Below are 13,905 nucleotides of genomic sequence, written 5' to 3' on the forward strand. Positions count from 1 at the left end.
CCCCCGCGGGCAAGGATATGCCTGCAGCGCCAGGATGTCATCGGTACTTTCCCCCTAAAACCGACCCCATTTGCATCCCCGCAACGGCCGGGCACATGGCTAGGATCTAGCTATGACCACGGCGCCTGAGCAGAACAGCCCTTCCCGCTACCTTCAGCAGGCCGTGGGCCTGGCAACGGAGAACGTTGCCAGCGGCGGTGGCCCCTTTGGCGCAGTGGTGGTGACGGCGGACGGGCGGGTCTTCGAAGGCGTCAACCGGGTCACCCGCGACAACGACCCCACCGCCCACGCCGAAGTAGTGGCCATCCGTGCCGCAGCTGCCGGTACGGCGAACTTCAACCTGCAGGGCGCGGTCCTCTACGCGAGCTGCGAGCCTTGCCCGCTGTGCCTCGCGTCCGCCCTCTGGGCCCGGATCGGGCGCGTCTACTTCGCAGCAGACCGCCACGGCGCGGCTGCGGCCGGCTTCGACGACGCCCTGTTCTACGAGTACTTTGACGGGTCCCGCACGGACCTCATGCCTGTCACCCGTGGTGACCTCCCGGCGTCGGACGCCCCCTTCAAGGCGTGGGGCGCCAACCAGGAACGGACGGAGTACTGACGTGGAAACCTCACTCATGGCCTGTCCGGCATGCGGCAAGACCAACAGGATTCCGGCGCAGGCGGCCGGCAGGCCCCGCTGTGGCAACTGCAAGGCCGGGCTGCCCTGGATCGTGGACGCGGGAGACACCGATTTCGGCAGCGTCGCCGAAGCGTCACCGGTGCCCGTACTCGTGGACTTCTGGGCCGAATGGTGCGGCCCGTGCCGCATGGTCAGCCCTGTCCTGGACAAGCTCGCACGGGAGCGGCCAGGCGCGATCAAGCTCGTCAAGGTGGACGTGGACAAATCGCCTGTACTGTCCCGCCGGTTCGACGTGCAGGCCATCCCCACACTAATGGTCCTGGTGGACGGCAAGGTGGCCGCGCGCCAGGCCGGGGCCGCTCCCGCCGATGCTCTGCGGTCCTGGCTGGACAAGGCCCTTTCCGGTGCGGGCCGCTAGCTGGCCGCCGCACCGTCAGCAGCACGCGCCGGGAGCCTGGACAGACCTTCCAGCAGATCCTGCTGCCTGCCGCAGAGCGCTATCCGGACCCACCCTTCGCCGATGGAACCGAACGCAGTGCCGGGCGCCAGCGCAACACCGGAATCGGCCAGGAACCGGCGGACCCACTGCCGGACGTCCCCGCCGGTGACGTGGGACATGTCCGCCCACAGGTAGAACGCACCCTGCGCCCGCAGGTACGGGATGTTCTTGCCGTCGAGGACTGCGGAGGCGGCGTCCCTGTTGTTCCGGTAATGCCGGTGGGCGTGCTGCACATAGTCCTGCGGCCCGGTCAGCGCCGCCAGCGCCGCGTACTGGGAGGGCGCGGCGACGCAGGACACGATCGATTCCATGACGTTGTCCATCTGCTGCTGCAGCCCGGGCGGGCAGATCAGGGCGCCAATCCGAAGGCCTGTCAGGCCATACGTCTTGGACAGTGTCAGGGAGGTGAAGACGCGCGCCTCACCGTGCGTGCCGGCGTCGTACCGTGCCGGACTGACGTGCTGCACATCGTAGGTGAACGCCTCGTAGCATTCGTCCGAAATGACCCACAGGTCGTGGCGGCGGGCGAGATCCATCAGTTCCCGGACCGAGTCCTTACTGAGGACGGCACCGAGGGGGTTGGAGGGGGAGTTCAGGACCAGCACCCTTGTCTTGGCCGTGATGAGGGCCTCGATGTCCGCCGTGCGGGGCTGGAAGCCGTGGTCCGGGTACAGCGGATATCCCACCGGAACAGCGCTGAGGAGCCGGCTGGTCATCGCAAAGGTGGGGTATCCCGGGTTGGGTATCAGGATTTCATCGCCGGGGGACAGCAACAGGCTCATGGCAAAGTGCAGGCCCTGCTGGGCCCCCGAGACCACATAGACCCTGTCGGCGCCGACGTCGACGCCCTGCTCTTCGCGGAACCTCGCCGCGAACGCCTCCCTGAGGGCGGGAAGCCCGGCGTTCGGCGTGTAGTTCGTCTCATCCCGGTCCAGGCAGGCCATCCCGGCGTCCAGGACATGGCGGGGGAGCGCGAACCCGGGCTCGCCGATGCTGAGCACCAGCGCGCCGGGGGTGCGCCACGCGGCCTCGGTGATTTCCCGGATCTGGTTGACGGGCACGTCGCGGACATGGGCGGCAAGCTCAGGCATGCCAGCCATCCTAGCGCTGCCACCGGGCCGGGCAGGGCGTGCGCTGTGGCCCCAACCAGCGCCGATATACTGGTAGGCGTGCTTTCTGGACTGGTGATAGTGGACAAGCCGCAGGGATGGACCAGCCATGATGTGGTTGGCCGGATGCGGCGCATCGCGGGGACCCGGAAAGTGGGCCACGCCGGCACGCTTGATCCCATGGCCACGGGGGTGCTGGTGGTCGGCATCAACAAGGCCACCCGCCTGCTCACCTACATCGTGGGAACGTCCAAGACCTACACGGCCACCATCCGCCTGGGCCAGTCCACGGTGACGGACGACGCCGAAGGGGACGTGGTTGCCTCGGCCAGCACGTCCGCGGTGGCAGAGCAAGCCATCCACGACGGCGTCGCGGCGCTCACCGGCGGCATCCAGCAGGTGCCCAGCAGCGTCAGCGCCATCAAGGTCAACGGGGAACGCGCCTACGCCCGGGTCCGCTCCGGTGAGGACGTGAAGCTCGCCGCCAGGCCCGTCACCATCCACAGGTTCGAAGTCCACGGTATCCGGCGCGACACCGGTGCCGATGTCATCGACATCGATGTCACCGTCGAGTGCTCCTCGGGAACCTACATCCGCGCCCTCGCCCGGGACCTTGGCAACGGCTTGGGGGTGGGAGGTCACCTCACGGCCCTCCGCCGGACCCACGTCGGCCCGTACTCCCTGGACCAGGCGCGCACGCTGGAACAGCTCGCCGAAGAGCTGGACGTGCTGGAAATGTCGCAGGCTGCCCGGGCCCTCATGCCCAACCGCGAGCTGAGTGCCGAGGAAACCACGGAGATTTCCTACGGCCGCCGGATTGCCGCCGGGGCGGCCCCGGGAAACCCTGGCGCAGCGACCGCCGACCACCCGGCAGCCGCCTTCGCTCCCGACGGGAGCCTGGTGGCCCTGCTGGCGGACAGCGGCAACTACGCCAAGCCGGTCCTGGTGTTCGCACCGGGCAACGGCAACGCGGCCGGAGGGGAGGCCTGAGTGGACGCGTATTTCTACATCATCCTGGCCGTTGGGCTCCTCTCCACTGTCATCTGCCTGGCCGCGGGCATCATGAAGAAGGCACCCAACGACGCCACCATCCTGTCCGTCGCGGCAGTGGAGGTGGCACTGGTGGTCTACCTGGTGGGGTCGATCGTCAGGGTCATCGCCGGCGAAACGATTGCCGGCGAGGCATGGGAGTTCTGGGGCTACCTGGTGACTGCCATGCTGCTGCCACCGGCCGCCGTCTACTGGTCCATCCTGGAACGGACCCGGTGGAGCAATTTTGTCCTTGCCGCCGTCGGCGTGACCGCCCTGGTGATGGCCGCCCGAATGAACCAGATCTGGTACTGAAGTGGAAGAAGCGCACAACGTGAATGACCAGCAACCCCAGTCTGCCGACGCAACGGCGGGGGACCCCGGCAGCACGAACACGTCGCGAACCGGCGCCGGCGGCAACACCCGCAATACCGGCCCGGGCCGGCTGCTGATTGCGGTGTACGCCGTCTTTGCCATCTCGGCCACAGCCCGCGCCGGCTACCAGATCCTCACCAAGTTTTCGGACGCCCCCGTGGCCTACCTGCTGTCCGCCTTCGCAGCCCTGGTGTACGCCGTGGCCACGGTGTCGCTGGCCAAAGCGGGCAGCGTTTGGTTCAAAATCTCCGTGGCGGCGGTCCTGGTCGAGCTGGTGGGTGTTGTGGTGGTGGGTTCCCTCAGCATCTTCGATTCGGTGGCGTTCCCGCACGAAACCGTCTGGTCCCTGTTTGGCCGTGGCTACGGGTTCATCCCGCTGATACTTCCAGTCCTGGGCCTGGTATGGCTGTACCGGCGCCGGCCCTCGCTGGGAAAAGCAGGCCGCTGAATGCGGGTAACCTTGAAGAATTCCGCGGCCGGATGGCCGCGGATCATTGATGCTGCAGGCAGTTTAAGGCGAGGGTGATGGTCTACATCTGGAACGATCCGTCCGAGGTCCCGGCGGACTTTGGCCCATCCGTTGTCACCTTTGGCAACTTTGACGGCGTTCACCGCGGGCACCAGCAGGTCCTGTCCCAACTGATCCGGTCCGCCAGGCTGACGCACTCCAAAGCCGTTGCCGTCACGTTCGATCCCCACCCGGCCGTCATCCACCGCCCGGAGAGCGCCCCCCGCCTGATTATGGGACTGGAAGACAAGCTCGAAGCCCTCGGCGAGCTGGGCCTGGACGCCATCCTGGTGGTCAACTATTCACTCGACCTCGCCAGCCTCACGGCAGAGGAATTCGTGGAGCAGTACCTGGTGGACTGCCTGCACGCCAGCCACGTGGTCATCGGCCACGATGCCCGGTTCGGCCGCGGCAATTCCGGGGACCTGGAGACCATGAAGGCCCTGGGCGAAAAGTTCGGCTTCGAGGTTCAGGTCATCAGCGAATTCGGCTCCGAGGGATACCCGCTGCACGACGACGACGGCACAGACCGCCGCTGCTCGTCCACCTGGGTGCGCGAAGCACTGCAGGAAGGCGACGTTGCCACGGCAGCGGAGGTGCTCGGCAGGCCGCACCGGATGCGCGGTGAAGTGGTCCACGGTGCAGCCCGCGGCCGCGCCCTCGGCTTCCCCACGGCGAACCTTGCCAGTAACTCCACCGGCCTGATTCCGGCAGACGGCATCTACGCCGGCTGGCTGGTGGACGAGGCCGGCAAACGCTGGCCGGCAGCCATTTCCGTGGGCTCGAACCCCACGTTCGACGGCGTCAGCCGGCAGGTGGAGGCGCACGTCATCGACCGGCCCCGGGAAGCCGTGGAGGACTTCGATCTGTACGGCCAGACAGTGATCGTGGAATTCGTGGCGCGCCTGCGCGGCATGGTGGCCTACCGTGGTCCCGAAGCCCTGGTGGACCAGATGAAACTGGACGTGGTGCAGGCGCACCAGCTGCTGGCACGGAACTAGGGACCATCCACGAAGCACGCGAAAGGCTGTACGTGTCCGTCGAGAAGAACACCCGCAAGCTGGACAAGGGAATCGTCCGCGACTTCAGCTCCCGGATGAGTTACGGCTCGTACCTGCAGCTGCCCACACTGCTGAGTGCCCAACAGCCGGTCAGCGAACCCGAACACCACGATGAGCTGCTGTTCATCATCCAGCACCAGACCACTGAGCTGTGGCTGAAGCTGGTCCTGCATGAACTGCGCAGCGCCGCGGCGTGGCTGCGGGCCGATGATCTCGGCTCGGCGCTGAAGGGCATCGCCCGCGTCAAGCACATCCAGAAGACCCTCACCGAGCAGTGGTCCGTCCTCGCCACGCTCACGCCCACCGAGTACTCCCAGTTCCGTGCGTTCCTGGGGAACTCCTCGGGGTTCCAGTCGGCCCAGTACCGTGCGGTGGAGTTCGTGCTCGGCAACAAGAACCGCAAGATGCTCCCGGTCTTCGAATCCGATCCCGAAGCGCACGCCATGCTGGAGGAACTGCTCGCAGCTCCCAGCATCTACGACGAATTCCTGGCCTACCTTTCCCGCCAGGGCTTCGAGGTGCCCGGTTCCGTCCTCACCCGGGACGTCACCCGCGCCCACGAATTCACGCCCGAACTGGTTCCGCTGTTCAAGTACATCTACGAGCACGCGGGGGATAACTGGGGCGCCTACGAGGCCTGCGAGGAACTCGTGGACCTCGAAGACAACTTCCAGCTCTGGCGCTTCCGGCACCTGCGCACGGTGCAGCGCACCATCGGCATGAAGACCGGCACCGGAGGCTCCAGCGGGGTGACGTTCCTGCAGAAGGCCCTGGAGTTGACGTTCTTCCCGGAACTTTTCGCCGTCAGGACGGAGATCGGACAATGAGCATCCACCAGCAAGGGACCGGGCACGCCGCGGTCCCGGCGGACGAGGTACTCCGGCAGCGCGCCGCCGAACTCGACCGGGAAGACCCGCTGGCGCACTACCGGGAACTGTTTATCGGAACGGACACGCCGCTGTCCTACCTGGACGGCAATTCCCTGGGACGGCCACTGAAGCGCACTGCCGGGGACATCGCGGCCTTCATCAGCGACGAATGGGGCGGCCGCCTCATCCGCGGCTGGGACGAGAAGTGGCTGGCCCTGCCGCAGGCCATTGGTGACCAGCTGGGCCGTGCCGTCCTCGGTGCGGCCCCGGGCCAGACCATCATTGCCGACTCCACCACCGTGGTCCTCTACAAACTGATCCGGGCCGCCCTGGCAGCCGTGGACAACCCGGACCGGAACGAGCTCGTCCTCGACACCGGAAACTTCCCCACGGACAGGTACCTTGTCGAGGGCATCGCCCTGGAAGAGGGCCTCAGCCTGCGCTGGATCGAAACGGACCCCGCGGCGGGGGCGACCGTTGACCAGGTGCGCCAGGCCACCGGGCCGCGCACCGCCGTCGTACTCCTCAGCCAGATCGCCTACCGCTCGGGGCACCTCGCGGACCTTCCGGCGATTACCAAAGCAGTGCACGACGCCGGCGCGCTGGTGGTGTGGGACCTTTGCCATTCCGCGGGTTCGGTGGAGATCGGCCTGGACAGTGCCGGCGTGGACTTTGCCGCCGGCTGCACGTACAAATACCTCAACGGCGGTCCGGGATCGCCGGCCTTCGCCTACGTCAACGGGCGCCACCTGCCATCACTCAACCAGCCCATTTGGGGGTGGATGGGCCGCAAGGACGCCTTCGAGATGGCTGCCGGGTATGAGCCTGCACCGGGCATCCGCGGCTTCCTGAGCGGAACGCCGGCAGTCTTCGGCATGCTCGCCATGAAGGGTACCCTCGACCTCATTGAGGAAGCGTCAATGGCAGCCATCCGGGCCAAGTCGGAGAAACTCACGGCGTTCGCCGTCGAGATCTTCGAAGCCCTGCTGGCGCCGCTTGGTGCCGAGCTGGCATCACCGCGTGATCCGGCGGAACGCGGCAGCCACATCACGGTGGACCACGCCGACTTCACCAAGGCCACCGTAGAGGCACTGTGGGACGGGGACGTGATCCCGGACTTCCGGGCACCCCGCGGGCTCCGGGTGGGACTGTCCCCGCTCAGCACCAGTTTCGCGGAAGTCCTGCACGGCATGGCTGCCATCAGGGTCAGGCTCGCGACCTGACCGGTTCCGGCGCTGAGCGGACGCCAGGCCGCCGCCGGCCCTGTTTCGACAACATTGGGCCGCGGCCGGTAAACTGGACGATGGATCCGGCTGCAGTCCGTGGCGGCTGGGTCCTGCTGTGTACGGCCGCACCCGGTTTGACCGGTTGGCCGCCGCGGCAGACCCGGCAGTGAATTACTGATCCGGGCCCTCACGGCACATTTCCAAGGAGTTATTGTGGCACTTGACGCCGCTGTAAAGCAGTCCATCATCAAGGAATACGCAACCGGCGAAGGCGACACCGGTTCGCCCGAGGTCCAGGTTGCAGTCCTGACCCAGCGGATCAAGGATCTGACTGAGCACATGAAGGAGCACAAGCACGATTACCACACCCAGCGCGGTCTGCTGGGCATGGTTGGTCGTCGCAAGCGCATGCTTGGCTACCTCAAGAAGACTGACATCAACCGCTACCGTGCGCTCATCGAGCGCCTCGGCCTGCGCCGCTAGTCGGACTTCCGGGCGGCCCTGTCCCATTCGGGACCGGGCTGCCCCGCTCCACCTAAAAAACTAAACAGGAGGATCAACCGCATCACGCATTCGCGGTCCTCGGTAGTGATCCCCGGGAACGGCAGCATCGAATGGCTGCCCCGGCCCGTGGGTCTCGATCGACGACCGGGTGCAGGGCCAGTCGACATATGCTGGCCTGGGTTGATGTGGCTGGACTTCCGTAAAACAGAAACGGAGGTGACTCTCTATGGAGGGTCCCGAAATCCAGTTCTCAGAAGCCGTCATTGACAATGGCCGCTTCGGCAAGCGTGTAATCCGCTTCGAAACAGGCCGCCTCGCAAAGCAGGCAGCCGGCGCAGCCATGGTGTACATCGACGAAGACACCGCGCTGCTCTCCGCCACCACCGCAGGCAAGCACCCGCGCGAAGGCTTCGACTTCTTCCCCCTGACGGTGGATGTCGAAGAGCGCATGTACGCTGCCGGCCGCATCCCGGGCTCGTTCTTCCGCCGCGAAGGCCGCCCCTCCACCGAAGCCATCCTGGCCTGCCGCCTCATGGACCGTCCGCTGCGTCCCGCCTTCATCAAGGGCCTGCGCAACGAAGTCCAGATCGTGGTGACCGTCCTGGCCATCAACCCTGACGAGCTCTACGACGTGGTGGCCATCAACGCCTCCTCCATGTCCACGCAGCTTTCGGGCCTGCCGTTCTCCGGCCCCATCGGCGGCGTCCGCGTAGCCCTGGTCGCCGACGAGCACGGTTCGCAGTGGGTTGCTTTCCCCAAGCACTCCCAGCTGGAAAACTCCGTCTTCAACATGGTCGTAGCCGGCCGCATCGCCGGTGACGACGTCGCCATCATGATGGTGGAAGCCGAAGCGACCGACAACTCCTGGAACCTCATCAAGGAACAGGGTGCCACCGCCCCCACCGAAGAGGTTGTCTCCGAGGGCCTCGAGGCTGCCAAGCCGTTCATCAAGGCACTCTGCGACGCGCAGGCGGACCTCGCCGGCCGCGCCGCGAAGCCCACCGTCGAGTTCCCGGTCTTCCTGGACTACCAGGACGACGTGTACTCCGCTGTTGAAGCAGCTGCTGCCGACAAGCTGGCCGCTGTCTTCCAGATCGCCGACAAGCAGGAGCGCGACGTTGCTTCTGACGCCCTGAAGGACGAGACCGTTGCCTCCCTGGCCGGCCAGTTCGAAGGCCGCGAGAAGGAACTGTCCGCGGCGTTCCGCTCCGTCACCAAGCAGGTTGTGCGCCAGCGCATCCTGAAGGACCAGATCCGCATCGACGGCCGCGGCCTGACGGACATCCGCCAGCTCACCGCCGAGGTTGAGGTCCTGCCCCGCGTGCACGGCTCAGCCATCTTCGAACGTGGCGAAACCCAGATCATGGGCGTCACCACGCTGAACATGCTGAAGATGGAACAGCAGATCGACTCGCTGTCGCCCGTTACGCGCAAGCGCTACATGCACAACTACAACTTCCCGCCGTACTCCACCGGTGAAACCGGCCGCGTGGGTTCGCCCAAGCGCCGCGAAATCGGCCACGGTGCCCTGGCAGAACGCGCCCTGGTGCCCGTACTGCCGTCCCGCGAGGAATTCCCCTACGCCATCCGCCAGGTGTCTGAGGCCCTCAGCTCCAACGGTTCGACGTCGATGGGTTCCGTCTGCGCCTCTACCCTGTCCATGCTGAACGCCGGTGTGCCCCTGAAGGCAGCCGTCGCCGGCATCGCCATGGGCCTGGTGTCCGACCAGGTTGACGGCCAGACGCGCTACGCCGCGCTGACCGACATCCTCGGCGCCGAAGACGCCTTCGGTGACATGGACTTCAAGGTTGCAGGTACCTCCGAGTTCGTCACGGCCATCCAGCTGGACACCAAGCTCGACGGCATCCCCGCCTCGGTCCTGGCAGCGGCACTGAAGCAGGCCCGTGAAGCCCGCCTCCACATCCTCGAGGTCATCAACTCGGCCATCGACACCCCGGACGAACTCTCGGAGTTCGCACCGCGCGTCATCGCCGTGAAGATCCCCGTGGACAAGATCGGCGAGGTCATCGGCCCCAAGGGCAAGATGATCAACCAGATCCAGGAAGACACCGGCGCCGACATCTCCATCGAGGACGACGGCACCGTCTACATTGGCGCCACCAACGGTCCGTCTGCTGACGCAGCACGCTCCGCCATCAACGCCATCGCGAACCCGCAGGTTCCGGAAATCGGCGAGCGCTACCTGGGTACGGTCGTCAAGACCACCACCTTCGGTGCCTTCGTGTCGCTGACCCCGGGCAAGGACGGCCTCCTGCACATCTCCGAGCTCCGCAAGCTGGCCAACGGCAAGCGCGTGGACAACGTTGATGACGTCGTTTCCGTGGGCCAGAAGGTCCAGGTGGAAATCACCAAGATCGACGACCGTGGAAAGCTGTCGCTCTCCCCGGTCGTAGCCGAGGAAGAAGGCGCGGAAGGCACCGAACGCGCCCACGCCACGGAGCCTGCTGAAGGCGTCGAGATCTAGCCGTTCCCTGACAGGAACTCCAGTATGAAACGGCGGGGCCGGTGGGATGATCCACCGGCCCCGCCGCTGTTACGATGACAGCCAGATCCGGCTGCACCACCTGAAAGGCCTCAATGACTGTTGTACCCCTGCCCCTTGAGCAGAACCACCTCGGCGACACCCTGGTCCACGGCTCCGACGGCGGCTCCGAAGTCCGCCGCTCAGTGCTGCCCGGCGGTGTGCGGGTTCTGACCGAAGCGATGCCCGGCCAAAGGTCGGCCACCATCGGTTTCTGGGTAGGCGTGGGGTCCCGCGACGAGGCCCACGGACAACACGGCTCCACCCACTTCCTTGAGCACCTGCTCTTCAAGGGCACCAAACGGCGCACCGCGCTGGAGATCGCCTCGGCTTTTGACGAGGTGGGCGGCGAATCGAACGCCGCAACGGCAAAGGAAAGCACCTGCTACTTCGCCCGGGTCCTGGACACAGACCTGCCCATGGCCATCGATGTCATTGCAGACATGATCACCGGCGCCGTCCTCGACCCGGACGAGATGGAGCAGGAACGGGACGTCATCCTTGAGGAAATCGCCATGGATAGCGACGACCCCACGGATGTTGCCCACGAGCACTTCGTTGCCTCGGTTCTCGGCAGCCACCCCCTGGGGCGCCCCATCGGCGGAACCCCGGACGCCATCCGCGCCGTTGCCCGCGATTCCGTCTGGGAGCACTACCGGCGCTACTACCGTCCAGACGAACTGGTCATCACAGCTGCCGGCGGCCTGGAGCACGACGTCGTCTGCGGCCTCGTGGTGGATGCCCTTGAGTCTGCAGGCTGGTCGCTTGAGACCAACGCGGCACCGGTCGACCGCCGGTCCACCGAACGGGCGCTGATCACCGGAACCGCCGGTCTCCAGGTGGTGAAACGTGCCGTTGAGCAGGCCAACATCATCATGGGCTGCCCCACCATTGTTGCCACGGACGGGCGCCGCTACGTCATGAGTGTCCTCAACGCCGTGCTCGGCGGAGGCATGTCCTCCCGGCTGTTCCAGGAGATCCGGGAAAAGCGCGGCCTGGTGTACTCGACCTACTCCTTCGCGTCGTCCTACGCTGACGCCGGATACTTCGGCATGTATGCAGGCTGCACGCCCTCCAAGGTGCGGCAAGTCCTTGAACTGCTGGGCATCGAGCTGGACAAACTCGCCGAGCACGGCATCTCCGAAGACGAACTGCGCAAGGCCGTGGGGCAGCTGTGCGGCGGGATTGTGCTGGCCCTGGAAGATACCGGCTCCCGGATGTCACGCCTGGGCCGGGCCGAACTGGTGTCCGGCGAGTACCAGGACATCGACGAGACCCTGCGGCTGATTAAGTCCGTCACGGCCGAACAGGTGCAGGAACTGGCCGCCGAACTGGCCGCCGCGCCCCGCACCGTCACCGTGGTGGGTCCGTTCGATGAAACCGAGACCTTCGGACTCTAAAGGGCCGATCCCCTCGCGGGGCGCAGGCTGCAGGACTACGATGAGGCCATCCGACGTCGCCGTGCTGGTGAGGAGTGGATGGTGTGAACGTACTCCGGCTGGGCCATGACGGCGCCGCGGATGCGCCGCGACCGGGTGTCCCTGCCGGTATTCATCCGGCGCTGGCTGGCCTCCTCGGCGCCTGGCGGGGGAGTACAGAGCTGGCCGCCGGGCCCTGGGGGCCGCGGCGGACGGTGGACGCCGAGGTGGCATACCGCCGGGCAGCCGGGGGATTCGCGGTGGTCCAGAGCTACCGGCACGTGGAGGCCGACGGTTCTCACTTTGAGGGCCACGGAGTCTTCACCCTTGATCCTGACCACCATGATGTGTTCTGGTACTACGTCGACAGCACCGGCGGGCCTCCCGGCAGTCCGTCCCGGTGCACATGGCATGACGGCGTCCTCCGCGTGGAGCGGCGCGCAGGCACGGGTTGGACACGGCACAGCATCATCCTCACTGGCCCCGCAGACTTCGAGACGGGGAGCGCGGTGCTCGTCCACATAACCGAGCTGCGGACCGGGCTGGAACCGCATGCGGTGGACGAAACGAAAGCGAGTGCAAACGGCAAACGCCCCGCTTTCACGCCCTTCATGACCTCCACCTTCCGGCGCACCTGACGGTCCACAGGCCGGGCGGCGGAAGAACAGGGCTACCCTCCCGCGAACGGCGGCAGGACGTCCACAACGTCATCGGCGCCCACAACAGTGGAACGGTCCCGCACTGCCACCTCGTTCAACAGGAAGCTGCTTCGCGAAAGGATGCGTGCAAGCGGCGGCGTCCCGGCCGGGGGCTCCTCCCTCGGCATGGCGAGGACGGCGTCCAGCAGGTCCGCCACGGTTGCCCCGGCAGGGAGGTCGAACTTCTCCTCCTCGAACCCGGCAGCGGCGCGTGCGGCAGCGAAATAACGTACATGCATTCCTGTCAGCCTCCGATGGCGCTCATGCTGCGGTCCGGCTGGACGAAGTCCGGAGCGTCGAGTCCCACGTGGTCCATGCCGTGGGCTTTTGGCTTAATCCACATTGCGTCCTGCCACCGGCGTGCCAGGGCGTCGTCGTCGGCACCGGAGCGCAGCTGGCCCAGGAGGTCGTACTCTTCACGCGAGAAGAGGCAGCTCATGATCTTGCCCTCGGCGGTGATCCTTGTCCGGCGGCAATCCGAGCAGAATGGCTCGGTGACTGAGGCGATGACTCCCACCGTTCCCACGACGGGCCCGTGCGCGGAAGGGTCACCGGCGGCATCCAGCCCGGCCACCCGGCGTCGTACTTCAAACCTCTCGGCGGGCGCCCCGTCGCGTTCCCGCGGATCGGCGCTCAGGACGTACTCGGCGGACAGGATGTCGCGGATCTCGGCGGCGGTGATCATGTTCCGGCGCGTCCAGCCGTGGTCGGCGTCCAGCGGCATCTGTTCGATGAAGCGCAACTCATAACCCCGGTCCAAGGCCCAACCCAGCAGGGCAGGGGATTCGGCGTCGTTGATCCCGCGCATCAGGACGGCGTTCAGTTTGACCGGACCAAGTCCGGCCGCCCATGCGGCGTCCACGCCCGCCAGCACCTGGTCAAGGAAGGGGCGGCGGGTGAGCTTGGTAAACGTCTCTTCGTGCAGGGAATCGAGCGAGACATTGATCCGCGTCAGGCCCGCGGCCTTGAGTGGGGCGGCTTTCTTTGCCAGCCCCACGGCGTTGGTGGTCATCGAGATGGGGAGGTCCGGATGGTTGCTGCGCAGCGCGGAAATGATGTCCACCAGGTCATGCCGTACCAGGGGTTCTCCGCCGGTGAGCCGCAGCTCGCGGACGCCGAGCTGTTCCACGCCGATCCGGACAATCCGGACGATCTCCTCCGCCGTCATGACGGCCTGCTTCGCCAGCCATTCCAGCCCTTCGGCGGGCATGCAGTAAGTGCAGCGAAGGTTGCATTTATCGGTCAGGGACAGCCGCATGTCGCTGGCCCGGCGCCCGTACCGGTCCACCAGGCCCGCAGGCGCGTCAGCCGGACGCGCAGCCGGGACGGACGGCAGCGCCGGGCCCGCTTCTTCGCGGGGCTGGGGCATGCCTAGCTGGACACTCATGAATTCAGGCTACGCCACGATGGGCTCCACATCACACCCGTGACGGGTGCTGCCCGGGCAC

The 13,905-nt window shown here is 66.4% G+C and carries 15 protein-coding genes; 12 read left to right on the plus strand and 3 right to left on the minus strand.

What is annotated here, in order from left to right; genetic code table 11:
* Positions 1-112 precede the first annotated feature (112 nt).
* Positions 113-598 carry a nucleoside deaminase gene (locus ACFV4R_RS17260; protein ID WP_377203700.1) on the plus strand — a complete coding sequence of 162 codons (486 nt, stop codon included), beginning with the start codon at positions 113-115 and terminating at the stop codon, positions 596-598.
* A 16-nt stretch (positions 599-614) separates the two neighbouring features.
* The gene (gene trxA, locus ACFV4R_RS17265) at positions 615-1,037 is read left to right on the plus strand and encodes a thioredoxin (RefSeq protein ID WP_377203768.1); all 423 of its coding nucleotides are present in this window, start codon (positions 615-617) and stop codon (positions 1,035-1,037) included.
* Here trxA and ACFV4R_RS17270 read toward each other — a convergent pair.
* Positions 1,034-2,209, minus strand: coding sequence for a pyridoxal phosphate-dependent aminotransferase (locus ACFV4R_RS17270; protein WP_377203701.1), 1,176 nt, complete (start codon positions 2,207-2,209; stop codon positions 1,034-1,036). The two genes, trxA and ACFV4R_RS17270, sit on opposite strands and share 4 nt — an antisense overlap.
* 78 nt (positions 2,210-2,287) lie before the next feature.
* Here ACFV4R_RS17270 and truB point away from each other — a divergent pair, with 78 nt between their 5' ends.
* From truB to ACFV4R_RS17320, 10 genes are all read left to right on the plus strand, one after another.
* Complete coding sequence (gene truB / locus ACFV4R_RS17275; protein WP_377203702.1) at positions 2,288-3,217, plus strand: tRNA pseudouridine(55) synthase TruB; 930 nt, start codon at positions 2,288-2,290, stop codon at positions 3,215-3,217.
* A complete protein-coding gene (locus ACFV4R_RS17280) occupies positions 3,218-3,571 on the plus strand; it encodes a hypothetical protein (protein ID WP_377203703.1) in 354 nt (117 codons plus the stop codon).
* A 19-nt stretch (positions 3,572-3,590) separates the two neighbouring features.
* Positions 3,591-4,079 (plus strand): hypothetical protein, encoded by a 489-nt coding sequence (locus ACFV4R_RS17285; protein WP_377203704.1) that lies wholly within the window; start codon positions 3,591-3,593, stop codon positions 4,077-4,079.
* A 77-nt stretch (positions 4,080-4,156) separates the two neighbouring features.
* Positions 4,157-5,140, plus strand: coding sequence for a bifunctional riboflavin kinase/FAD synthetase (locus ACFV4R_RS17290; protein ID WP_377203705.1), 984 nt, complete (start codon positions 4,157-4,159; stop codon positions 5,138-5,140).
* 32 nt (positions 5,141-5,172) lie between these two features.
* A complete protein-coding gene (gene kynA / locus ACFV4R_RS17295; protein WP_377203706.1) occupies positions 5,173-6,027 on the plus strand; it encodes a tryptophan 2,3-dioxygenase in 855 nt (284 codons plus the stop codon).
* Complete coding sequence (locus ACFV4R_RS17300; RefSeq protein WP_377203707.1) at positions 6,024-7,292, plus strand: kynureninase; 1,269 nt, start codon at positions 6,024-6,026, stop codon at positions 7,290-7,292. Before kynA ends, ACFV4R_RS17300 begins: the two co-directional genes overlap by 4 nt.
* 216 nt (positions 7,293-7,508) lie before the next feature.
* On the plus strand, positions 7,509-7,778 hold the full coding sequence (gene rpsO, locus ACFV4R_RS17305) for a 30S ribosomal protein S15 (RefSeq protein ID WP_056083357.1): 270 nt from the start codon (positions 7,509-7,511) through the stop codon (positions 7,776-7,778).
* 247 nt (positions 7,779-8,025) lie between these two features.
* On the plus strand, positions 8,026-10,284 hold the full coding sequence (locus tag ACFV4R_RS17310; protein WP_377203708.1) for a polyribonucleotide nucleotidyltransferase: 2,259 nt from the start codon (positions 8,026-8,028) through the stop codon (positions 10,282-10,284).
* A 113-nt stretch (positions 10,285-10,397) separates the two neighbouring features.
* Positions 10,398-11,741, plus strand: a complete 1,344-nt coding sequence (locus tag ACFV4R_RS17315; RefSeq protein WP_377203709.1) for a M16 family metallopeptidase — start codon at positions 10,398-10,400, stop codon at positions 11,739-11,741.
* Positions 11,742-11,824: 83 nt separating this feature from the next.
* The gene (locus ACFV4R_RS17320) at positions 11,825-12,397 is read left to right on the plus strand and encodes a DUF1579 family protein (RefSeq protein ID WP_377203710.1); all 573 of its coding nucleotides are present in this window, start codon (positions 11,825-11,827) and stop codon (positions 12,395-12,397) included.
* A gap of 32 nt (positions 12,398-12,429) precedes the next feature.
* On the opposite strand, the gene ACFV4R_RS17325 is transcribed toward ACFV4R_RS17320, so the two are convergent.
* Positions 12,430-12,696, minus strand: a complete 267-nt coding sequence (locus ACFV4R_RS17325) for a MoaD/ThiS family protein (RefSeq protein ID WP_377203711.1) — start codon at positions 12,694-12,696, stop codon at positions 12,430-12,432.
* Between the two features lie 5 nt (positions 12,697-12,701).
* Entirely contained in the window at positions 12,702-13,844 is a 1,143-nt protein-coding gene (moaA, locus tag ACFV4R_RS17330; protein WP_377203712.1) for a GTP 3',8-cyclase MoaA, read from the minus strand.
* Positions 13,845-13,905 lie beyond the last annotated feature (61 nt).

The sequence above is a fragment of the Pseudarthrobacter sp. NPDC059871 genome, from assembly GCF_042731175.1.
GTDB lineage: Bacteria > Actinomycetota > Actinomycetes > Actinomycetales > Micrococcaceae > Arthrobacter.